Source organism: Emcibacter sp. SYSU 3D8, from assembly GCF_039655875.1.
GTDB lineage: Bacteria > Pseudomonadota > Alphaproteobacteria > SMXS01 > SMXS01 > RI-34.
Genome location: NZ_JBBYXK010000003.1, coordinates 88,119 through 109,099 on the forward strand (window position 1 = coordinate 88,119; position 20,981 = coordinate 109,099).

The 20,981-nt window shown below is 63.9% G+C and carries 19 protein-coding genes; 14 read left to right on the forward strand and 5 right to left on the reverse strand.

What is annotated here, in order from left to right:
* Nucleotides 1-43: 43 nt before the first annotated feature.
* The 3 genes from WJU21_RS11555 (at nt 44) to WJU21_RS11565 (ending at nt 3,938) form a co-directional block, all read left to right on the forward strand.
* The gene (locus WJU21_RS11555) at nt 44-2,296 is read left to right on the forward strand and encodes an ABC transporter substrate-binding protein/permease (RefSeq protein WP_346323588.1); all 2,253 of its coding nucleotides are present in this window, start codon (nt 44-46) and stop codon (nt 2,294-2,296) included.
* Nucleotides 2,293-3,384: an amino acid ABC transporter ATP-binding protein gene (locus tag WJU21_RS11560; protein WP_346323589.1), complete on the forward strand. Its 1,092-nt coding sequence runs from the start codon at nt 2,293-2,295 to the stop codon at nt 3,382-3,384. The genes WJU21_RS11555 and WJU21_RS11560 overlap by 4 nt, the downstream gene beginning before the upstream one ends.
* Nucleotides 3,385-3,509: 125 nt before the next feature.
* Nucleotides 3,510-3,938: a GFA family protein gene (locus tag WJU21_RS11565; protein WP_346323590.1), complete on the forward strand. Its 429-nt coding sequence runs from the start codon at nt 3,510-3,512 to the stop codon at nt 3,936-3,938.
* A 7-nt stretch (nt 3,939-3,945) separates the two neighbouring features.
* On the opposite strand, the gene WJU21_RS11570 is transcribed toward WJU21_RS11565, so the two are convergent.
* From WJU21_RS11570 to WJU21_RS11585, 4 genes are read right to left on the reverse strand one after another with little or no spacing between them, the layout of a single operon-like run.
* A complete protein-coding gene (locus tag WJU21_RS11570) occupies nt 3,946-4,809 on the reverse strand; it encodes an amidohydrolase family protein (RefSeq protein ID WP_346323591.1) in 864 nt (287 codons plus the stop codon).
* Nucleotides 4,809-5,372, reverse strand: a complete 564-nt coding sequence (locus WJU21_RS11575) for a nuclear transport factor 2 family protein (RefSeq protein WP_346323592.1) — start codon at nt 5,370-5,372, stop codon at nt 4,809-4,811. Before WJU21_RS11575 ends, WJU21_RS11570 begins: the two co-directional genes overlap by 1 nt.
* Nucleotides 5,369-6,061, reverse strand: coding sequence for an SDR family oxidoreductase (locus tag WJU21_RS11580; RefSeq protein ID WP_346323593.1), 693 nt, complete (start codon nt 6,059-6,061; stop codon nt 5,369-5,371). Before WJU21_RS11580 ends, WJU21_RS11575 begins: the two co-directional genes overlap by 4 nt.
* Before the next feature lie 30 nt (nt 6,062-6,091).
* On the reverse strand, nt 6,092-7,474 hold the full coding sequence (locus tag WJU21_RS11585) for an aromatic ring-hydroxylating dioxygenase subunit alpha (protein WP_346323594.1): 1,383 nt from the start codon (nt 7,472-7,474) through the stop codon (nt 6,092-6,094).
* 257 nt (nt 7,475-7,731) lie between these two features.
* Here WJU21_RS11585 and WJU21_RS11590 point away from each other — a divergent pair, with 257 nt between their 5' ends.
* The 7 genes from WJU21_RS11590 to WJU21_RS11620 all read left to right on the forward strand — a co-directional run bounded on the left by WJU21_RS11590 (nt 7,732) and on the right by WJU21_RS11620 (nt 14,941).
* Complete coding sequence (locus WJU21_RS11590; RefSeq protein ID WP_346323595.1) at nt 7,732-8,379, forward strand: TetR/AcrR family transcriptional regulator; 648 nt, start codon at nt 7,732-7,734, stop codon at nt 8,377-8,379.
* A gap of 104 nt (nt 8,380-8,483) precedes the next feature.
* Nucleotides 8,484-9,278, forward strand: a complete 795-nt coding sequence (locus WJU21_RS11595) for an SDR family oxidoreductase (protein ID WP_346323596.1) — start codon at nt 8,484-8,486, stop codon at nt 9,276-9,278.
* A 62-nt stretch (nt 9,279-9,340) separates the two neighbouring features.
* Nucleotides 9,341-10,090: a glucose 1-dehydrogenase gene (locus tag WJU21_RS11600; RefSeq protein WP_346323597.1), complete on the forward strand. Its 750-nt coding sequence runs from the start codon at nt 9,341-9,343 to the stop codon at nt 10,088-10,090.
* Nucleotides 10,091-10,114: 24 nt separating this feature from the next.
* Entirely contained in the window at nt 10,115-10,453 is a 339-nt protein-coding gene (locus WJU21_RS11605; RefSeq protein WP_346323598.1) for a hypothetical protein, read from the forward strand.
* Nucleotides 10,454-10,559: 106 nt separating this feature from the next.
* The gene (locus WJU21_RS11610) at nt 10,560-12,998 is read left to right on the forward strand and encodes a TonB-dependent receptor (RefSeq protein ID WP_346323599.1); all 2,439 of its coding nucleotides are present in this window, start codon (nt 10,560-10,562) and stop codon (nt 12,996-12,998) included.
* Nucleotides 12,999-13,108: 110 nt separating this feature from the next.
* On the forward strand, nt 13,109-13,672 hold the full coding sequence (locus WJU21_RS11615; protein ID WP_346323600.1) for a peroxidase-related enzyme: 564 nt from the start codon (nt 13,109-13,111) through the stop codon (nt 13,670-13,672).
* A gap of 135 nt (nt 13,673-13,807) precedes the next feature.
* Nucleotides 13,808-14,941 (forward strand): alpha-hydroxy acid oxidase, encoded by a 1,134-nt coding sequence (locus WJU21_RS11620; protein ID WP_346323601.1) that lies wholly within the window; start codon nt 13,808-13,810, stop codon nt 14,939-14,941.
* A gap of 155 nt (nt 14,942-15,096) precedes the next feature.
* On the opposite strand, the gene WJU21_RS11625 is transcribed toward WJU21_RS11620, so the two are convergent.
* The gene (locus WJU21_RS11625; RefSeq protein WP_346323602.1) at nt 15,097-16,473 is read right to left on the reverse strand and encodes an aromatic ring-hydroxylating dioxygenase subunit alpha; all 1,377 of its coding nucleotides are present in this window, start codon (nt 16,471-16,473) and stop codon (nt 15,097-15,099) included.
* A gap of 138 nt (nt 16,474-16,611) precedes the next feature.
* Here WJU21_RS11625 and WJU21_RS11630 point away from each other — a divergent pair, with 138 nt between their 5' ends.
* The 4 genes from WJU21_RS11630 to WJU21_RS11645 all read left to right on the forward strand — a co-directional run bounded on the left by WJU21_RS11630 (nt 16,612) and on the right by WJU21_RS11645 (nt 20,954).
* Entirely contained in the window at nt 16,612-17,421 is an 810-nt protein-coding gene (locus WJU21_RS11630; RefSeq protein ID WP_346323603.1) for an SDR family oxidoreductase, read from the forward strand.
* 73 nt (nt 17,422-17,494) lie between these two features.
* Nucleotides 17,495-18,373: an MBL fold metallo-hydrolase gene (locus WJU21_RS11635; protein ID WP_346323604.1), complete on the forward strand. Its 879-nt coding sequence runs from the start codon at nt 17,495-17,497 to the stop codon at nt 18,371-18,373.
* Nucleotides 18,374-18,375: 2 nt separating this feature from the next.
* Nucleotides 18,376-18,720 carry an antibiotic biosynthesis monooxygenase gene (locus WJU21_RS11640; protein WP_346323605.1) on the forward strand — a complete coding sequence of 115 codons (345 nt, stop codon included), beginning with the start codon at nt 18,376-18,378 and terminating at the stop codon, nt 18,718-18,720.
* Between the two features lie 50 nt (nt 18,721-18,770).
* Nucleotides 18,771-20,954, forward strand: a complete 2,184-nt coding sequence (locus tag WJU21_RS11645; protein ID WP_346323606.1) for a PAS domain S-box protein — start codon at nt 18,771-18,773, stop codon at nt 20,952-20,954.
* Nucleotides 20,955-20,981 lie beyond the last annotated feature (27 nt).

The following is a 20,981-nucleotide window of genomic DNA, read 5'->3' on the forward strand; positions in this document are numbered from 1 at the left end:
CAACCATTGGGGAGTGGGGCTGGAGCGCTGGGGGGCGTGACACGTGGGGATTGGCAAACTCGTTTTCGGAGCCGTGCTTCTGGTTGCAGCGGCACTCGCCGGTTGCAGCGAAGAGCGGCCGGTCCTGGAGACGGTCGAGGACGCGCAGCACGCCCGCATCGGCGTGATGACCGGATCGACCGGCGAGGCCTACGCCAAGCACGCCTTTCCCGACGCCGACATCAAGAGCTTCGACGACATCATGGACGCGGTGGCCGCGGTCAAGTCCGGCCAGATCGACGGCATCGTCACCGCCATCTCGACGGCCATCCAGGTGGCAAAGACCAATCCCGAATTCCGCCACCTGGAAGAGCGCCTGACCAACGAGAACACCGCTGCCGCGCTCCGCAAGGGCAACGACAAGCTGCTTGCCGACGTGAACAGGATCATCTCCGACCTGCGCAATGAGGGCCGCCTGGAGGAGATGAAGGAACGCTGGTTCAAGGACGATCTCAGCCCGTACAACGAACCGGACATCCAGTTGCCCGAGACCGGCGAGCCGCTGCGCATCGGCGTCGCCGCCACACGGGAGCCGGTCAGTTTCGTCGACAAGGGTGGCCGGTTCACCGGCTACGATGGCGAGCTGGCACGGCTGTTCGGTCAGCGTCTCGGTCGGCCCGTCGAATTCCACGACATGAAGTTCATGGCGCTGATCCCGGCACTGGCCTCGGGCAAGATCGACATGATCGTGACCGGCATGACCGCCACCGACGAGCGCCGCAAGGCGGTCGACTTCACCCAGTCCTATTTCGCCAATGCCCAGGTGTTGATGACCCGCAAGCCGGACAGGGACGGCGCGGGGCCGATACCGGGCGGGGGCCTGGAACTGCGCTCGCAGGACGATTTGGCCGACAAGCGTATCGGCGTGATGATGGGCACGGTCTATGACGGCTACGCGGTGGAGAAATGGCCCAAGGCCGAAATCCTCAACTACCAGTCGTCCTCCGACCTGGCGCTGGCGCTGGCGACCGGCAAGGTGGATGCCATTCTCTACGATGCCGAACCGCTGCGCGAGATCCTGCGGGAGAGGCCAGACCTGACGAATTTCGGTCCGCCGCTGTTCACCTTGCCCATGGGTATCGGGTTCAGGAAGGGCAGCCCGCTACTCGGCGAGTTCAATCGGTTTCTGGCCGAAATCCGCAGCAACGGGCTCTATGACGACATGACGACGCGGTGGATCGACCACCGCGAGTTCGGCATGCCCCAGATCCGGGCGGATGCGCCGATGGGCAAGATCGTCGTGGGCGCGACCGGCGGCAGCATGCCGTTCTCGGGCGTGCAGGACGGCGTGATGATCGGCTTCGACATCGAGCTTACCCGGCGCTTCGCCGCCTTCCTTGGCCGCGACATCGAGATCGCCGACATGGAATTCGGATCCCTGATCGCCGCCGTGGCGGCCGGCAAGGTCGACCTGATCGCGGCCTCCATCTACATCACCGAGGAACGCAAGCGGCAGATCGACTTCTCCAATCCCTATTTCGCCATGGAAAGCTGGGTGGCCGTCCGCAAGATCGACGTGGCCGGCACCGATGCGCCGACGGCGGTTCCCGAGCGGTCTTTCCTGGAGGGCATCGCCGACAGCTTCCAGAGCAATATCATCCATGAAAAGCGCTACCTGCTGCTGTGGGAGGGATTGAAGGTCACGGTGCTGATCTCGATCGCCGCAACCCTGTTCGGCACTGCGCTGGGCGCGCTGATCTGCTTCATGCGCATGTCGCACAACACGCTGCTGCAGATACCGGCCAAGATCTATATCTCGATCCTGCGCGGCATGCCGGTGCTGGTGCTGCTGATGCTGATCTATTATGTGGCGTTCGCCTCGGTGAACATCAGCCCGATCCTGGTGGCGGTGATCGCCTTCGGCATGAACTTTGCCGCCTATACGGCCGAGATCTACCGCAGCGGCATCGTGGGCATCGACAAGGGTCAGTCCGAGGCGGGCATCGCCATGGGGTTCACCAGGCTGCAGGCCTTCATCTACATCGTGCTGCCGCAAACTGTCCGGCGCATCCTGCCGGTGTACAAGGGCGAGTTCATCTCGCTGGTGAAGATGACCTCGATCGTCGGCTACATCGCCGTGCAGGACCTGACCAAGGCCAGCGACATCATTCGCAGCCGGACCTTCGACGCATTCTTCCCGCTGGTGATGGTGGCCATCCTATACTTCCTGATCTCGTGGCTGCTGATGCAGTCGCTGGGCTACCTTGAGCGAAAGACCGATCCCCAATATGGGCGCCGGAAGGCAGGTGCGGCATGATCCGGGTCGAGCATCTCTCCAAGCGCTTCGGCGACCTTGTCGTCCTTGCCGACATCAACGTGGAGATCGCCAAGGGCGAGGTGGTGTCGATCATCGGCCCCTCCGGCACCGGCAAGAGCACCTTTCTGCGCTGCCTAAACCTGCTGGACCAGCCCAGCGGCGGGTCGATCTGGATCGACGACAAGGACATCCTGGCGCCGGGAGCCGACGTGGCCGGCGTGCGTCAGAAGATGAACATGGTGTTCCAGTCGTTCAACCTGTTCGCCCATCTGTCGGTGCTCGACAACCTGACCCTTGCGCCGATCAAGCTGAAGGACGAGAACCGCGCTTCGGCGGAACGCCGCGCGCTCGATCTGTTGCGTCTCGTCGGCCTTGGCGAAAAGGCGCATGCCTTCCCCGATGAACTGTCCGGCGGCCAGAAGCAGCGCGTCGCCATCGCCCGCTGCCTCGCCATGGAGCCGGAAGTGATCCTGTTCGACGAGCCCACCTCAGCGCTCGATCCCACCATGGTTTCCGAAGTGCTGTCGGTAATCCGACGCCTGGCCAAGGAAGGCATGACCATGGTGATCGTCACCCACGAGATGGACTTCGCCCGCGACGTGTCGAACCGGGTATTCTACATGGACGAGGGCCTGATCTATGAAGAGGGTCCGCCGTCGCAGATCTTCGACAATCCGCAGCGGGAGAAAACCTCGGCATTCATCAACCGCATCCGCAGTTATGTCAGCCACATCGCCTCGCCCGATTTCGATCTCTACGCCCTCAATGCCGAGATCGAGACCTTCTGCGAGAAACATATCGTGCCCCGCGAGGCGCGGCGGAATCTGATGCTGCTGGTCGAGGAAGTGCTGCAGATTCACAAGCCGTGGCTGGTGCGCGGCAGACTCGACCTGACCGTCTCCTACTCGGAAAAGAACGGCCAGCTGGAACTGGACTGCGAGTGCGACGGTGACGCCGGCAACCAGATGCACCCCGACGAAGGCGAGGACGGCCTTGAGGCGATGATCATCAATTCGCTGTGCGAGCGCATCGACTACCGGGTTGCTGATGGCCGCAGCCGGCTGGAGTTTCTCGTCAAGCGGACTTGAGCCCGTCCGCCCGGATTGCCCGGCGTCCGCCCCGGTGGCATGATGACCGGGGCTTTTTCCATGCTGGCAGGAAATTGGCACTGCGCATATCGTCAGGCGAGTCGCCGGCAATGGTGGAGGGCGAGATGACCGATATCTATCGGGGAACCTGCTTCTGCGGCGCCGTGGAGATCGAGGCGGAGGGCGACCCCATGGAAATGGGCTACTGCCACTGCGCGTCCTGCCGGGCCTATACGGGAGCACCTTTCGGCGCCTACATGCTGTGGCGCGCCGGCGAGGTCAGGGTCGTCCGGGGCGAGGCCTATCTGGGCGGCTACAACAAGACCGGTGTCAGTGACCGTCAGTTCTGCACCAAATGCGGCGGCCATGTCATGAGCCGTCATCCCGGCATGGGTCTGACCGATGTGCGCGCGGGGGTCATGCAGGGCGTCGCCTTCCGGCCCGCCGTGCATCTGAACTACGCCGAGGCGGTGCTGCCGGTGCGGGACGGACTTCCCAAACTGAAGGACTTTCCCGCCGAGGCCGGCGGGTCGGGCGAGGTCGTACCCGAATAACAGGGGTTCAGCCCTTCTTCCAGTTCAGCAGCGCACGGACCGTGCCGCCCATCAATTGGGCCTTTTCGGCGTCGCTCAGTTCGGGGTTGTCGCGGATGTAGTGCACCAGTTCGCCCCAGGTCTCGCCGGTCTGGTTGCCGCCGTGGTCGCTCGCCCACATCACCCGGTTCGCGCCAAAGGCATCGAGCGCGCGGCGCAGATAGGGCCGCAGCCCGATGGACGGGTAGTCGCGCATGCCGAACATGCCCTGTGCGTGGCTCCATTTCAGCGCCACATTGGGATGGACGGCCAGCTTCAGAACCTCGTCGAAATAGGTCACGTCGGGGCCGGCGTGCTCCTGGCCCGGCGTGGGCGCGTCCAGGAAACTGACATTGGCCTCGATGGGCATGCCGCAATGATCGACGACGAACTGGAGCCGCGGGAATTTCTGCAGGTAGCGCGGCATCAGGTCCACGTGCCCGGCGATGAACACGAAGACGGGCTGACCGATCTGTTCGGCAAGGGCGAACAGGCGGTCATAGGCGCCGCTTTCGAACGCCGCCAGTTCCGTTGCCGTCAGCGCGGGCAGGATGCGGATGGCGCGGCAATGGGGCGCGTCTTTGGACATGCGGATGAGGCTGTCGGCTTCAGGGTCGAGCCGGTCGATGCGCAGCACGTAGGAAAAGCGATCAGGATGCAGCCAGGCCGCCAGTTCGGCGGTGGGGCTGGTGACCCGGTAGGCGCCGTTCGGCAGGGTGTATCCGGGGCCCCAATTGTCCAGTCCCCAGAATTCGTCGGCCAGCACGGCGCCGATGCCCAGCGCGTCCATGGCGGCGAGCGTCCGGTCTATACCGCCGGGGCCGAAGTGAATCTGCGAATCGACGATGTCCATCAGCGTTCCAGCAGCCGGCTGACCACGCCCCAGGACGGATCCGTCTCATCCCATTTGCCCAGCGCTTCCGGCGGGCTGCGCGACAGGCCGCCATCCGTATAGTCCAGGTCCTGGATCCAGTCATAGACGCCCGTGCGGCGCGCGATACGCCAGCCCGGACCCCGATTTTCGAAACGATCGATATAGCGTCCGCCGACAATCGACACGTATTGCTCGCCGGGCCGGTTGTAATACAGGCCGTTGGTGTTGAGGCCGGGCGGATAGTCGGCCGGCACCACGTGGTAGCCGTTGACGTAGGTCTCCACCTGGGCGGTGTCGCCTTTCAGCTCGATCAGGATATTGGCCACCATGTGATGGGTCGGCCCCAATGGATCGACGATCGAGCGGGCGGCCTTGACGAAGCCGCGCCAGTCGCCGCCGATATCGCCGAAGCCATAGCGGGCGTCGTCATGGAACACATGCTCCATCAACTCCCAGCGTCGCCGGTCCAGCGCGTGGCAGTAAAGGTGCAGGATCCGGTGAATATCCGATTCGGCGGCAAGGCGTGCGAGCGTATCGGTCACCACGGATGCTCGTCGCCGGTCCACTTCAGCCACTTGCCGTTGTCGGCGGGCGTCAGGGCAGTGATCACCTTCATGACATCGGCCGCCGCGTCGGGCGGGTCCATGTCGGCGACCGGCCCGGCCATCTCGGTCCGAATCCAGCCCGGATGGATCAGGGTCACGGTCACGCCCTCGTCCTTCAGCTCGTTGGCGAGGCCCGTCATCAACCGGTTCAGGCCGGCCTTGGCGCTGGCATAGGAATAGCCGATGACGTGGTCATAGGCCGCCGCCGCGGTCTGACTGGTCATGGTGGCGATGATTTTCCGCTGGCTCGCGAGCACATTGGGCAGAAATGCCTGGACCACGCGGAATGGCCCCATGGCCATGATGTTGAACTCATGGGCCCAGTTCTCGTAATCCATGTTCTGGAAGGTCTGGGTGTCGAGACCGCCCCAGACACCGGCGTTGTTGATCAGGATGTCGATCGGGGCGTTGCCGATCTCGCGGGCGCAGGCTTTCACCGATTCCCCGTCGCCCACATCCATGCGGTGGAGCGTCGCCTTGCCGCCCGACGCGTCGGTGACCTGCTTCAGCTTGTCGGCCGTCTCTGGGTTCCGTGTCGTGGCGTAGACGCGGTGGCCGGCATCGGCAAACTGCCTGACCAGTTCATAGCCCAGTCCGCGGGCCGCGCCCGTGATCAGAATATTCATGATGTCTCCCCTGACAGTCTTCGGGCCGGTTCAGCGGCCCAGATATTTCTCCAGCGTCCGATGCATGTGCCGGATGCGGATTTCCTGGTAATTGCCCAGCGTGGCGCCGCGCCTGCCGGTCGTCATCGCGCCCTCCTGGGCGGCTTCCATGTTGCCGGTATCCTGGTCGAAGACGTGTCCCACATAGGGGTCCATGCCGGGCACGATGGTGTAGGATTCTTCGGCCTTCAGGCGCACCGGCACGGCGGTTTCATAGGCCTCGCCATCGAGCGGCTTGGGCTTCAGGATCACCAGGTCGAACAGCGCCTTGTCGTGCTGCATGCCCAGCGGCCGGAAGCGGTAGACGATGGGAAACGACACGCCCGAGAAGAACTGCTGGTTGGGAAACACGAAATAGGCGATCGAGTCGACGATCTCGCTGTCGCAGACCGCCGACAGGTCGGCGCCGCCCTGGCCTGCCACCATGTCGCGGTAATATTGCGCCATCACCTTTCGCGCTGTGCCGCCTTCGGGCACCAGCAGCCTGTCGCCCACATCCGACCGGTCGCCGATCAGGAAGGTGTCGAGAATTTCCTGCTCGGTGATGGGTTCTTCCAGGAACACGCTGGGCGATCCGCCCACGGCGATCAGCCGGTTCACGTGCTCGCCGTAATAATCGTATTGCGTGTTGGCGTCGCCGCTGGCCCGCATCAACTGGCTGTGGGTTTCCATGACGTGATACGCCTCGAGAAACGCTTCCGACGCGACCTTCCAGTTGCAGTGCAGTTCCTTCTGAACGTGCATGGCCACGTAGCGCGCCTCGAACACGGCACTGTCGATGTGCTCGGGCAGGGGATGCATGTATTCGTGCAGCGGCACCGCATCCGGGTCCAGATTAATGAACACGAAGCCGCCCCAGGTGTCGACGCGTACGGCGTCCAGCGCGTAGTCGGCCGGATCCACATGGGGAAAATCCCATTCGCAGGGGAACGAGGTCAGCGTGCCTTCCAGGTCCCATGTCCAGCCGTGATAGGGGCAGCGAATCCGGCTGCCGCTGCCCTCGCTGAAGGACGGCTTCAGCTTGGTGCCCCGATGCGTGCAGGCGTTGCGGAAGGCCTTGATCGCGCCTGTTTCGGTACGTTGGACGATCACCGAATAGGGGCCAAAATCATAGACGATGTAGTCGCCGGCTTCGGGAATGTGCTCCTCGCGGCAGGCCCATTGCCATATCTTCGGCCACAGCAGCTTCAGTTCCTGCTGGAAATAGTCCGGTGAGGTATACCGCTCGAACGGGATAGGGTCGTCGCCCATAAAGGCATAGGACTCGGTGGTCAGATAATCCGGCGCGGGACGGCTGTCCTGCTGCAGCAGATCCTGCACGCTGATTCCCGGGCACCGTCCTTCGCCCGGCTTCATGTCGGTCATTCGGTTCATCGTCTGGTCTCTCCGTTTCCCCAAGACCTCTTTTGTTATTCAACAGTCGTGTAATATAAGTTAGATTGTCAATGCGGTTTCTGCCGCTCCTCCAGGTTTCTTTCCTGCTGAATGGGTCGCGTTTCATCATATCAGGACCACCGCCGGTTGGCATGGATTTGCCTGGCGCGGCGGTGGTGCCCGTAAAACTACTTTCATTTGTGGCGGCTAATCGGTGACAAAGATGGCACGGCCAATAATTTTCAGGAGTGCGGCATATGCCCATAATTGTCGATCACGATGAGCGCCGGCACTACATCGCCCGCGTCGTGGAGCGCGTGATCGCCAAGCAGGGCATGGATGCCGTCACCATCAGGAACGTGGCGCGCGAAGCCGGCTTTCGCTCGACCCTGATCTCCCATTATTTCAAGGACAAGAAGGACATGCTGACCTTCACCCTGGATTCGATCAGATCCAGGGCAGCGATCCGTGTCGACAAGGAATTTCTCGACAAGAACGACCTGGCGGCCTGCCTTGAGACCCTGCTTGCCACCAACGAGGACGAATTGTCCGACTGGCAGGCGTGGTTCGGATTCTGGGAAAAGGCCACTTTCGACCCCGAGCTGTCCGCGGTTCGGCTCGGTGTCGTGGAAGCCACGCACAATACCATCAAGCACCTGCTCGACCGGGCGAAGGGCAGGGGCGAGTTGCCGAGGACGCTGGATTCGGAATTCCATGCCCGGCGCCTGCAGATTGTGATGAACGGCCTTGCCGCCCACGTTGTGATGCAGCCGGCCGACTGGCCCGCCGAGGCGCAGCGCGCGCTCGTGAAGGTCGAGATCGAGTTGATGAAGAAGATGCCGAAGCCGCCCGCCGGCACCAAATTGCCCGACTTCAACGTCCCGGCCTTTGCCTACACCCGCTGATTCCATCACCGCCTGAAACGCCGCCGGGCGCGGCAAATTCCCGTTGACAGCGCTTGTATTGTTATTCAACTGTTGAATAACAAACTGTGTAAATGGGGAATTCGATGAACGGGAAATCGCTTCAGGGCAAGGTTGCCATCGTTACCGGCGCGGGCCGGGGTATCGGCCGCGGCATCGCCATGGCCTACGCCGCCGAAGGCGCCAAGGTCGCCGTGGTGTCGCGCACACCCTCGACGGTCGAGGCTGTCGCCAGGGAAATCAAGGATGCGGGCGGCGAGGCGATCGGCATCGCCTGCGACGTCGGCCAGCGCGACCAGGTATTCGCGGCCGTCGACCAGACCGTGAAGGCGTTCGGCACCGTCCACATCCTGGTCAACAACGCCCAGGGCTTCGGCACCGAGGCCGAGCCGCGCGCCTCGACGGTGTTCATGGCGATGGAGGACACCGACGAGGACGAGTGGGAATACACCTTCCGTACCGGCGCCACGGCCTCGCTGTGGTTCATGAAGGCGGTGTTCCCGCACATGAAGGCGCAGTATTATGGCAAGATCATCAACTTCGCCTCCAGCTCGGGTCAGATGGGGTTCCCGGGCAACACCTGCTACAACGCCACCAAAGAGGCCATCCGCGCGCTGACGCGGACAGCGGCCAACGAGTGGGGCCAGCACGGCATCACGGTCAACGTGATCAACCCGGCGCTCGAGACCCGCGCATTCGACGCCTGGAAAACGGCACGTCCCGAATTCGTCGAGGCGCTGAAGGAAAAAATTCCCATGCGCCGTCTTGGCGATCCGGACAAGGACGCCGGACCGATCGCCGTGTTCCTGGCCAGCCCCGGCTCCGACTACATGACCGGCGGCACCTTCATGCTCGAAGGCGGCATGCACACGCTGCCCTGAGCCCCCCTTCCTGAATTGCTGAACCAGCGCGGCCCCAGGCCGCGCCATTACGGAGCTTCATCATGCTACTCGAGAACAAGATTGCCATCGTCACCGGCGGCGGCAGCGGCATCGGCAAGTCTGCGGCGCTCGTCATGGCCCGCGAAGGCGCGACCATCGTCATCGGCAACCGCTCGGCCGAACAGGGCGAGGAAACGTGCCAGGAGATCGCCAAGGCCGGCGGGAAGGCCATCTTTCACCGCACCGACTGCTCGAAGCCAGAGGATTGCGAGGCGCTGGTCGCCCGTGCCGAAACGGAATTCGGCCGCCTCGACCTTGCCTTCAACAATGCCGGCAAGTTCCATGACGTGCTGGCGCCGGTCCACGAGATGCCCATCGACGAGTTCTCCAACGGTATCGACCTGAATCTCAAGGGCGTCTTCTACTGCATGAAGTACGAGCTGGCCGCCATGCTGCGCGCCGGCGGCGGCGCCGTAGTCAACAACGCCTCGATCTTCGGCATCAAGGGCATGCCCACGCTCAACTGGTACACGGCGGCCAAGCACGGCATCGTCGGCCTGACCCAGTCGGCGGCGCTGGAATACGCCACGCTCAACATCCGCATCAACGCGGTCTGCCCCGGCATGACCAAGACGCCCGCCCTCGATGTCTCGACCGGCGGCAACGACGACGCCTTTGCCGGCATGGTGCCGATGGGACGCATCGCCCGCTCGGAGGAAATCGGCGAGGGCGTCGCGTGGCTGTTGTCGAGTCGCGCCAGCTACATGACGGGCGCCGCGCTGAACCTGGATGGCGGCATGATCGCCGCCTGAGCCATTCCTGAGGGGAGACGGGAAATGTCGAAAAGCTACAAATTCGTTGTCCTGGCCAATGCTGCCGATGGACAGGATGCCGAGTTCAATGCCTGGCACAGCAAGACCCATCTTCCCGAAGTGGTGCGCGCCGCCGGCTTCATTCGCGCCGAGCGGATGAAGCTGGTGCCCGGCACCGGCGGGGACGGCGAGTCCTATCAATATCTGATTGTTTTCGAAGGCAGTGGCGACCAGCCCGTCGATGCATTGCAGCGCCTCGGCGCGGCGGTGGCCGACGGGAAGATCGCCATGTCCGACAGCCTGGGCGCGCCGCTCTGGTCGGGACTGTTCGAGGAAATACCGGGCGCGTCGTTCGCGGCCTGAGTCCGGTCACGCGCCGGAGACCGCGGCGCCGTCAATCCAATATCGTTGACAGGTGAATTTTATTTTGTTCACCTGATGAACAATAAAGATGTCTGGGGAGGATATCATGTCGATCCGTCACAAGGTTCTGTCCGCGATCGGCGCCGGTTGCCTGGCGCTATCGCTGGCCCCGGGGGCCGCACTGGCCGCCGAGCCGCAATCCGAGCAGCCCGCGCCATTCGTCCGCAAGGGCGGCGTGGAAGAAGTTCTGGTCACGGCGCGCAAACAGGAGGAATCGCTCCAGAAGGTGCCGATCGTGGCGACCGTGTTCTCGCCCGAGCAGATCGATCGCTATGGCCTGGTCAGCCTGGAAAAGCTGGCCACGTCCACGCCGGAACTGATCATCGGCCGCGCGTCGAACGGTGGCGGCGCGCAGCTGACCATGCGCGGCATCGGCTCGATGCCCACCTCGATCGGCATCGAGCAGTCGGTCGCGGTCGTCATGGACGGTGTCTATTACGGCCAGGGCCGCACCATCAACGAAGCCATGTTCGATGTGTCGCGGATCGAGGTGCTGAAAGGACCCCAGTCGCTGTTCTTCGGCAAGAACGCGACCGCCGGCGTGATCTCGATCACGTCCGCCGATCCCGGCGACGAATTCGAGGCCATGGCGCGGATCGGCTTCGAGGCGCGTTCCGAGAACCTGGTGACCGAGGGCTTCGTGTCGGGCCCGCTGTCCGACAAGGTCGGCGCCCGGCTCGCGGTCCGCGTCGGCGAGATGTTCGGCAGCTACTTCAACAACAGCGGTTTCGACGTGACCAACTACACGTTCGATGCGGCCACGTTCAATCTGAACCCGCATCTGTCGCGCAAGCTCGACCGCGGCGCGCCCGGCACCAGCGAACAATTCCTCAGGGGCACCATCAAGTTCACCCCGTCGGACCGGCTGACCGCGACGCTGAAGGCCAGCTACATGAATACGGTGGATGAATCGAATGCGTGGAACTACGTGCTCTTCGCCTGCCCGACAGGCACCGCGTCGTTCAATCCCGACGTGCCCTGCAAGAAGAACTTCGACGTCTATCTGAACTACTTCCCCGAGGACGTGGCCGGCAACATCAAGTACGGCCGCGACGACGGGTCGCCCTTCAACCGCTACCAGTCCTATTCGGTTTCGGGCACCATCAACTACGAATTCGACAATCTCACCATCACCTCTGTCTCCAACTACCAGCGGAACCGGAACAACTGGGGCTGCTCGTGCCAGAACCTGTCGACGCCGCTGGCCTTCATCGCCGCCACCGAGCTGTCGATCTGGGAGGCCTTCTCCAACGAGACCCGGCTGCAATCCACCTTCGACGGGCCGTTCAACTTCATGGTCGGCATGCTGTACCAGGACACCAAGCGCGATCACCGGCAGGCCGCGAATTTCGGCGGCATCGAGGATTCGAGCCAGCCGATCGAGCGCCGCTATCTGGCCTATGACAAGCCTTCGGTGACCAAGGGCGAGACCATCGCCGGCTTTGCCCAGGCCAAGTGGTACGTGCTGCCGGATCTCGAGTTGGCTGGCGGCGTTCGCTACACCCACGAAACCAAGAAGAGCTTCCTCAACCAGACCTATGTGAACGTGCTGCTTCAGGGTGTCTTCCCGGAGAACGCACCGATCTTCGGCGATCAGACGTTCAACGACTGGTCACCGGAAGCCACCATCACCTATAGCGTGACCGACGACGTGTCGGTCTACGGCGCCTACAAGACGGCCTACAAGTCGGGCGGCTTCTCCAACAGCGCCCTGATCACATCGGCGACCATACCCAGCGACGTGTCGTTCGGACCCGAAAAGGCCAAGGGGTTCGAGGTCGGATTGAAGACGCTGCTGTTCGACCGTCAGCTGCGGCTCAACGTGGCCGCCTACACCTACAATTACACGAACCTCCAGGTGGACTTCTTCAACTCCATCACGTTCCAGTTCATTACGACCAATGCGGGTTCGGCGCGGACGAAGGGCGTCGAGATCGAAGCCGAATATGCGCCCGATGCGGTCCCCGGGCTGACCATGCGGAGCAGCCTCAATTTCAACCGGGCCCGGTTCACCAACTATATCGCGCCCTGCTACGACGGACAGACGCCGGCCGATGGCTGCACGCTCGTTTTCCAGGGCGGCCCCGGCCAGGATCTCAGCGGCAGCCCGACCGCCGTTGCGCCCAAGGTCACCGCCGCGCTTGGCATCAACTACGAAATGCCGTTCGGCGCCGACTGGTATCTCGGCATGTCGGTGGATGGCCGGTACAGCTCGAAATATCTCGGGTCCAGCTTCGGCGCGCCGCTGTCGCTGCAACGCGCCTATGCCAATCTCGATGCCTCCATTCGTCTGCGGAGCAACGACGACCGCTGGGAATTCGCGATCATCGGCCGCAACCTGACCAACCAGTTCTACTTTGGCGGTGTGCAGGCCAATCCCAGCACCGGCTCGGGAACCGGCACGCCCGCCGGCATCCAGGCCGACCAGCTTGCCCTTGCCTCGCTGCCCCGGACCGTCCAGTTCCAGGTGACCTGGCGTTATTAGTATCTGGACCGTGGCGCGGCGCCGATACTGCGTGCAGTGAACCCGGCTACCGGGATTTCGCCGCCGTATCGGCGCCATCGCTCACTACGGGGAACCGAAGGAGATTCGATATGCCATTCGTGAAATCCATGCCTGACGACGCCAGCGCCGTGGATGTCTTCGCCGCGCATCCGGCGATCTACCAGCCCTGGGTCCAGACGATCAACGCCATCATGCGGGGGCCGTCCAGCCTGAGCCACAAGGAACGCGAGATCATCGCGGTCTACACATCCGGGCTGAATGAATGCCAGTATTGCCGCGGCGGGCACGCATTCATCGCCGAGTCGCTCGGGGTGTCGCACGAGACCATCGAGGATCTGCTGGGCGACATCGACCAGGCCCGGGTGGACGAGCGTCTCAAGCCCGTCCTTCGCTATATTCGCAAACTCACCCTCACGCCCCACCGGATGACCCAGGCCGATGCCGATGCGGTATTCGACGCCGGGTGGGACGAAAAAGCCTTCCACGACGCAATCGCGGTGTGCTGCCTGTTCAGTTTCATGAACCGGCTCGTCGGCGGGTTCGGCATTCTTCCCGGCCCGCAATCGGACTCGCCTGAGGCTGCCGAGGCGGCCCGGACGCTCGACTACAGCGCCATGATCGGCAGCGCCCTGGCGGCCAGGGGGCACGGTTAGCGCCGGCATTGCCGGCGCGTACCGTCCTGTTGAGGTTACCTGGCGGTACTGAGCGACACGACGGTTTTTGCCTGCGATAGTAGTGGCCGGCCGGACGCCATGGTCCGGCCGGCCATCTGATGTTTGGGGAGGACCATGGACAAGATCGCCACCATCGCGGACCTGCGCGACGAAGCCCGCCGCAAGCTGCCGGCCCCCATCTTCGATTTCGTCGACGGCGCCGCGTTCAGCGAGGTGACCCTGCGCGCCAACGTGCAGGACTTCGAGAAGATCCGGTTTCGCCAGCGGGTGGTGAAGGATGTGTCTGTCCGCTCGCTGTCGACCACGATCCTTGGTCAGCCCTGCGCCATGCCGGCGGCCATCTCGCCCACCGGTCTCAGTGGCATGCTGTGGGGCGGCGATGGCGAGATCGCGGCCGCCCGCGCGGCGAAGGAATTCGGCATCCCGTTCACCCTGGGCATGATGTCGGTCTCGACCCTGGAAGAAGTGACCAAGGCGGCCGGTCCGGTCTGGTTCCAGATGTGCATGCTGAAAGACCGCGGCCTGGTGCAGGACTTCGTCGACCGGGCCAAGGCCGCCGGATCGCCGGTGCTGGTCCTCACCGTCACCTGGGTGGTGTCGGGCCTGCAGAGCCGCATGACGCGCCACGGCGTCGACCTGCCGCCGCCGCTCACCCCCAGCTTCATCGCCAAGTTCGTCACGCGTCCCATGTGGGTCTGGCGGGCGCTCAAGGGCAAGCCGGTGGCATTCCACAACTTCACCGGCCGGATGAAGGAAGAGGCGACCATTCCGGCGGTCATCGGCCAGCTGGATTCCTCGGTCACCTGGAAAGACATCGAGTGGCTGCGGTCGATCTGGCCGGGCAAGCTGGTCATCAAGGGCGTCTGCGACCGCGAGGACGCGCGCCTCGCCATGGAATCAGGCGCCGACGCCGTCAGCGTCTCCAATCACGGCGGCAACCACCTGGACAGTTCGGCATCCACCATCTCCATGCTGCCCGACGTGGTCGAAGGGGTCGACGGCCGGGGCGAAGTGCTGCTCGACGGCGGCGTCCGCTCGGGCCAGGACATCCTGAAAGCCATGGCGCTGGGCGCCAAAGGCGTGCTGCTGGGCCGCGCCCATCTCTACGGCCTCGGCGCCGCCGGCCAGAAGGGCGTGGCCAAGGCGCTCGACATCATCCGCTACGAACTGGATGTGTCGGTGGGCCTCACCGGCCTGACCGACGTCAACCAGGCCTCGCCGGAGATTCTGTTCAAGCCTAGAAGCTAAAAACCTCTACCCGTCATTGCGAGCGAAGCGCGGCAACCCAGTCTCTCCGCCGCATAATCGCCGGGCGGAGAGACTGGGTTGCCGCGTCGGCTTCGCCTCCTCGCAATGACGGCGCTTTAATTTAGAACAGTGTTTCACCACTGCCGAAATGACGCTCAGCCCTCCAGATACTTGTCCAGCGTCTGGTGCATCAACCTGACCCGCACCTCCTGGTAGTTCAGCAGGGTCTCGCCCTTCTTGCGCGCCGCATGGAAGCCTTCCTGCTGGGCGCGGAGGTTGTTGGTGTCCTGGTCGTAGACATGGCCGAGGATCGGGTCGAAGCCCGGCACCGTGGTGTAGCTGTCCGCTTCGCTCAGCCTGAATGGCTCGGCCGGCTCGGGCCTCGGGCCGTTGTCCGGCACCGGGCGCAGGATCAGCAGCTCGAACAGCGTCCGGTTGGGATCGTTGCCGATGGGCCTGAAACGGTAGACCATGGGCAGCGACAGCTGCGGGAACAGGATCATGTTGGGAAACACGCCGTATTGCGAGACGTCGATCATCTCGGTGTCTGTGTAGCGGCTCAGATCGACACCGTAGGTATCGCCCAGACTCTTGCGAAGGACGCGGGCCATGACGATCCGCGCCGTCTCGCCCTCGCCGACAATCATGGCGTCGCCCAGGATGGTCCGGTCGCCCACCAGCATGGTGTCGATCAGCTCCTGTTCGGTGGGGCGCGGCTGGATCAGCGGGCTGGGCACGCCGAAGGCGCAGAAGAAGCGCGAGACGTTGTCGCTGAAAACATCGTACTGGGTGCCCTCGTCGTCGGAGCCGAGCAGCAGCTGCGGATGGGTTTCCTGGGTGTGGTAGTTCTCGATGAAGGCTTCCTTGCCGGCCTTCCAGTTGCAGTACAGCTCCTTCTCGATGTGCAGTTCCACGAACCGGTCCGCCATGGCGAAATTGGCGAAATGCTCGGGCAGCGGCGCCAGATAATCGTTCAGCGGCGCGGCATCGGGGTCGAAGTTCACGAACACGAAGCCGCCCCAAAGACCCACGCTGACGCGCGGCAGGGAAAAGTCCCGCTCCTTCACATGGGGCGCGTCCCAGCCATAGGGAACCCGTTGCAGCTCGCCGTCCAGCGACCAGGTCCAGCCGTGGAACGGACAGCGCAACTCGGCCACGCTGCCCATCATGCCGCCCATGGCGAACTTGGTGCCCCGGTGCATGCAGGAATTGATGAAGCCGGACACCGATCCATCGTCCTGGCGCACCACCAGCGCCGAATGGCGCCCCACCTCGTAGACGTAATAGTCGCCGGGCTCGGGAATGTGTTCCTCGCGGCACGCCCACTGCCAGGTCCGCGTCCACATGCGCTCCATCTCGCGGTCGAAGAAAGCCTGGCTGGTATAGCGCTCGAACGGGATGTCCTCGTCGCCCAGGAAGCGCGGACTGACCAACTCGAACACCGGCGGCACCGGCTTGCCGTCGCGGTGGACCATCTCCTGCGCGGACGGCGTCGCGCGGCCCTTGGTCAGAGTCTTCAGGACGTCGTTCATGGTTGTGCCTTCCCCGTATTCGGACGCAGTATATTTTTTATTGCACAATTGCACAATTAAAAGCGATGCTAGGATGACCAACGCGGCGGCATCGGGGAGATGCGAAAGCGGCGCGCAAACGGGACAGGGGAGACAATCATGGGTCAGCTTGACGGCAAGGCCGCGATCATCATCGGCGCGTCGGACACCGGCAATATGGGGCAGGCCATCGCCCGGCGCTACCGCAAGGAAGGCGCCCAGGTGGTCGTCGCCAGCCGCAGGGCCGAGGCATCGGCCGCCTTCGCGGAGGAGATCGGCGGGTTTTCGACGACCTGCGATATCACCAGGAAGGACGACCTCTACGCGCTGGCCGAATTCGGCAAGCAGAAGATGGGCAAGGTCGATATCGCGGTCAATTCATCGGGCCTGGCGCTGGGCGGACCGTTCCTCGACTTCCAGGAGAAGGACCTCGATACCCTGATCGCGCTGCAGTTCAAGGGGGCGTTCTTTTTCCTGCAGGCCATGGTGCAGGCCATGCTCGATACCGGTGGATCGATCATCCAGCTCAGTTCGGCGGTAGCCCAGCGCTCGACCACCGTCGACGGCGGCTTCGACGCCTATATGGGCACCAAGGCCGGCATCGATCACGTGGTGCGCGCCGTCGCCAACCAGTTCGGGCGCCGCGGCATCAGGGTCAACACCATCGCCGCCGGACACACCGACACGCCCATGCATCACGGCGCCTATGAAGGCGACATCCCGGACTGGATGAAGGCCTGCTTCGCCGACGCAACGCCCATGGGCCGCTACGGCACCTGCGAGGACATTGCCGCCGCCGCCGTCTGGCTGGCCAGCGACGAGTGCTTCATGACCGGTGACGACCTGCAGGTGAATGGCGGCCTTACCCTGCGCCGGAATCCGCTGAAGGACGATCTCGAGCGCTACGAGCGCGAGTGGAAGCCCGCCTAGACGGACAATGCGCATGGACCAAATCCATGCGGTTCGCCGAACCCACGGCCACACCCACCTTTAGGAGACCCGGATGCGCTGGAAAATCGGCGATGTCACCGTCACCCGGATTGTCGAATCGACTTTCGAGGGGCTGGAAGCCTTCCTGCCGGACGCGACGCCCGACGCGGTGCTGCGCTACGACTGGCTGCGCCCCTTCCTGACCGAAGACGGCGTGCTGAAGTTCAGCATTCACGCACTGGTCATCGAGACGCCGTCGCGCCGGATCATCGTCGATACCTGCGTGGGCAACGAGAAGCCGCGCGAGGCATTCCCCATCTGGCACATGCTGCAGACAGGTTTCCTGCAGGATCTGGAAGCGGCAGGCTTCGCACCGGAGTTCTTCGATACCGTGCTGTGCACCCATCTGCATCTCGATCACGTCGGCTGGAACACCATGCTGGTCGACGGACAATGGGTGCCGACCTTCCCGAACGCCCGGTACCTGATCGAGCGCAGCGAATTCGGCTTTCTCGACACCGAAGGCGCCGACGATGGCCAGGAGCAATGGGCGCGCGACATGAACCGGGCCGTCATGGTCGATTCGATCAGGCCGGTGCTGGCGGCCGGACTGGTGGATCTGGTGACGCCCGATCATGTGGTGTGCGATGAAGTGCGGCTGGTGCCGACGCCGGGCCACACGCCTGGCCACGTCAGCATCCGCATCGACTCGCGGGGCGAGAGTGGCCTGATCACCGGCGACTTCATCCATCATCCCTGCCAGCTGGCCCATCCCGAGTGGTCGCTGACATCGGACTTCGATCCCGCCCAGTCGGCGCAGACGCGCGAGGGCGTGTTCGCGACCCTGGCCGACACGCCGACGCTGGTGATCGGCACCCACTGGCCGGACCCGACCGCCGGCCGCATTGCCCGTGACGGCGGCACCTATCGTCTGGATATCCGAGGGAGATGACGATGCTGATAGCTACCGGACGGCTGGAGACCGACCCGTCGCTGGTCCATGACCTGCTGGCCGACCTGCGCGCGGGTATCGACCGGACGCTGCAGGAGGACGGCTGCCACTTCTATTCCTTCGCTCTCGAAGATGCCGCGGCAGGCACGATCATCACCTTGCAGATCTGGCGTGACGAGGAAGCGCTCGCCGCCCATCTCTGCGCGCCGGAACTGGGCGAGCTGGTCGCCAGGTGGACGGACCGCTTCAAGGTGCATACGAAATTGTACGATGCCGAGAACGAGCGTCCGGTCGGCGACTGGCACAACCCGGACCTGGCGCGCATGATCGCGGAAAGCCGAACCTGACCGGCGCGAGCCTGTGATAGGCTGCTTCGGAACCAAGAACTGCCTGGGCCATGACGCGCATATCCAAATGGGAGATTTCGGTCGCCGCCGCGCTGCTGCTGACCGGTGCGGTGCTGATTTTTGCCGCGAACTTTTATGGCACGAGGCTGGAGGAGCGCAGGCTGCGCGACCTCGCCGTGATGGCCGCTGCCTCGCTGGAGGCCGCCGACGTGGCTGCGCTGGCCGCGAGTACCGACTATGACGGCCTCACCGGCACCCGAGAGTTCCGTGACATCCGGGCGGCGCTGGCGCGCATGCGGCAATCGATCCCCGATTCGCAGTTCATCTACCTGATTGCCAAATCGGCCGGGGACTGGCGATTCCTGGCCGATGCGGGGACGGTCGGCTCGGCGGACTATTCACCGCCCGGTCAGATCTACCGGGACGATGCGTCGGGATTTGAAACCGTGCTGCGCACCGGCCAGCCTTTCGTCGAGCCGATGGCGGAGGATCAGTGGGGTGTGTGGGTTTCCGGCGAGGCTCCGATCCTGGATCCCGCCACCGGCAAGACGGTGGCTGTCCTGGGCATCGATGTCGACGCCCGCGACTGGATCGCCCGGGTCTGGGGCTATCGCGCGGCAGGAGCCGGGGTTGCCATGCTCATCGCCGTGATCGCCGCCCTGTTCGCGATCGGGCGACGGCGTCAGGAACGCAACATCCGCGCGCTCGCCGCCCTCGAGGACAGCACCAGGACGATCATGAATGCGGCGGCGGTGGGGCTTATGACCATCGACGAGAACGGCATCATCAGGTCGTTCAATCCGGAAGCCGAGCGCATCTTCGGCTATGCGGAGAACGACGCCGTCGGCGCCAACGTGTCCATGCTCATGCCCGAGCCCGAACAGAAGGCCCATGATGGCCATATCGCCCGCTTCCTGGGGTCCGGCAGCAGTAATGTGGTGGGCACGGGCACCCGCGAGCTTCTCGGCCGGAGAAAGGATGGCAAGACGTTCCCCATGGAACTGAGCGTCGCCCAGATGACCACCGGCGGCAGGACCCACTTCGTCGGCAGCATCCAGGACGTGTCCGAGCGCAAGGCAACCGAGGAGAGTCTGCGGCAGGCGCAGAAGATGGAAACGCTGTCCAATCTCACGGGCGGCGTCGCGCACGACATCAACAACATGCTGATGTCCGTGCAAACCAACCTGGAACTGGTCGAGGATCACCTCGGCGACGACCCTGCGGCGGTCGATTCCATGAGCCTGGCATTGGAGGCGCTGAAGCACGGCGCCGAATTGTCGAACCGGTTGCTGGCGTTCTCGCGCAAGCAGCCGCTGCAGCTGAAAGTCACCAACATCAATACGCTGGTCGGCGATACCTTCCAGCAGCTGAAGCGGACATTGCCGGATTCCATCAACGTCCGGACATCGCTGGCGGGCGATGCCTGGTCGGCTGAGGTCGACCCCACCCAACTCGCCAATTCGCTGGTCAGCCTCGCCTTCAACGCGCGCGATGCCATGCCCGGCGGCGGCATTTTGAGAGTCGAGACGTCAAACACCCGGCTCGACGAGGCGGATGTGGCGGATATGGAGGGACTCCGGCCGGGCGATTATGTGTCGATCACGGTCACCGACAATGGCTGCGGCATGCCGCCCGCAGTGGCCGCCCGGTCGTTCGACCCGTTTTTCACCACCAAGCCCGCGGGACAGGGCAGCGGGCTCGGCCTCAGCATGGTGTATGGGTTCGCCAAACAATCGGGCGGACATGTCAGCATCGAAAGCGAGGAGGGCAAGGGGACGAGCGTGCGGATGCTGTTCCCCCGCACCGGCGCCCAGTCCCTTGCACAGATTCCGGTTCGCACCAGGAAACCGGCGCAGGCGCAGGGTGAAACCATCCTGCTGGTCGAGGACGAGCCCACGGTGCGCGCCGGCATCAGCCGGATCCTCGGCGGCCTGGGCTATATCGTGCACGGCGCCGGCAGCGGACCCGAGGCGATGGACCTGATCGACGGCGGGCTGGCGCCCGACCTGATCCTGGCCGACGTGGTGCTGCCTGCCGGCATGAGCGGTCCGGAGGTGGCCAGCGCCGTGGTTGCGCGGGTGCCGTCGTGCAAGGTGCTGTTCATGTCGGGGTACACCGACAATATCATGGGCCATGAAGGTCGGCTCGACCCGGGTGTGGAATTGCTGACCAAGCCGTTTCCCAGGGCGGCCATCGCGGCCAAGCTGCGCGAAATCCTGGACGTGGCGACCTGACGGAACCAATCGTCTGTCCGGTGGTTT

Coding starts and splice junctions, on each gene's coding strand:
- WJU21_RS11560 (WP_346323589.1), top strand. CDS start 2,293: ATGATCCGGGTCGAGCATCTCTCCAAGCGCTTCGGCGACCTTGTCGTC.
- WJU21_RS11565 (WP_346323590.1), top strand. CDS start 3,510: ATGACCGATATCTATCGGGGAACCTGCTTCTGCGGCGCCGTGGAGATC.
- WJU21_RS11570 (WP_346323591.1), bottom strand. CDS start 4,809: ATGGACATCGTCGATTCGCAGATTCACTTCGGCCCCGGCGGTATAGAC.
- WJU21_RS11580 (WP_346323593.1), bottom strand. CDS start 6,061: ATGAATATTCTGATCACGGGCGCGGCCCGCGGACTGGGCTATGAACTG.
- WJU21_RS11585 (WP_346323594.1), bottom strand. CDS start 7,474: ATGAACCGAATGACCGACATGAAGCCGGGCGAAGGACGGTGCCCGGGA.
- WJU21_RS11590 (WP_346323595.1), top strand. CDS start 7,732: ATGCCCATAATTGTCGATCACGATGAGCGCCGGCACTACATCGCCCGC.
- WJU21_RS11595 (WP_346323596.1), top strand. CDS start 8,484: ATGAACGGGAAATCGCTTCAGGGCAAGGTTGCCATCGTTACCGGCGCG.
- WJU21_RS11600 (WP_346323597.1), top strand. CDS start 9,341: ATGCTACTCGAGAACAAGATTGCCATCGTCACCGGCGGCGGCAGCGGC.
- WJU21_RS11605 (WP_346323598.1), top strand. CDS start 10,115: ATGTCGAAAAGCTACAAATTCGTTGTCCTGGCCAATGCTGCCGATGGA.
- WJU21_RS11610 (WP_346323599.1), top strand. CDS start 10,560: ATGTCGATCCGTCACAAGGTTCTGTCCGCGATCGGCGCCGGTTGCCTG.
- WJU21_RS11615 (WP_346323600.1), top strand. CDS start 13,109: ATGCCATTCGTGAAATCCATGCCTGACGACGCCAGCGCCGTGGATGTC.
- WJU21_RS11620 (WP_346323601.1), top strand. CDS start 13,808: ATGGACAAGATCGCCACCATCGCGGACCTGCGCGACGAAGCCCGCCGC.
- WJU21_RS11625 (WP_346323602.1), bottom strand. CDS start 16,473: ATGAACGACGTCCTGAAGACTCTGACCAAGGGCCGCGCGACGCCGTCC.
- WJU21_RS11630 (WP_346323603.1), top strand. CDS start 16,612: ATGGGTCAGCTTGACGGCAAGGCCGCGATCATCATCGGCGCGTCGGAC.
- WJU21_RS11635 (WP_346323604.1), top strand. CDS start 17,495: ATGCGCTGGAAAATCGGCGATGTCACCGTCACCCGGATTGTCGAATCG.
- WJU21_RS11640 (WP_346323605.1), top strand. CDS start 18,376: ATGCTGATAGCTACCGGACGGCTGGAGACCGACCCGTCGCTGGTCCAT.
- WJU21_RS11645 (WP_346323606.1), top strand. CDS start 18,771: ATGACGCGCATATCCAAATGGGAGATTTCGGTCGCCGCCGCGCTGCTG.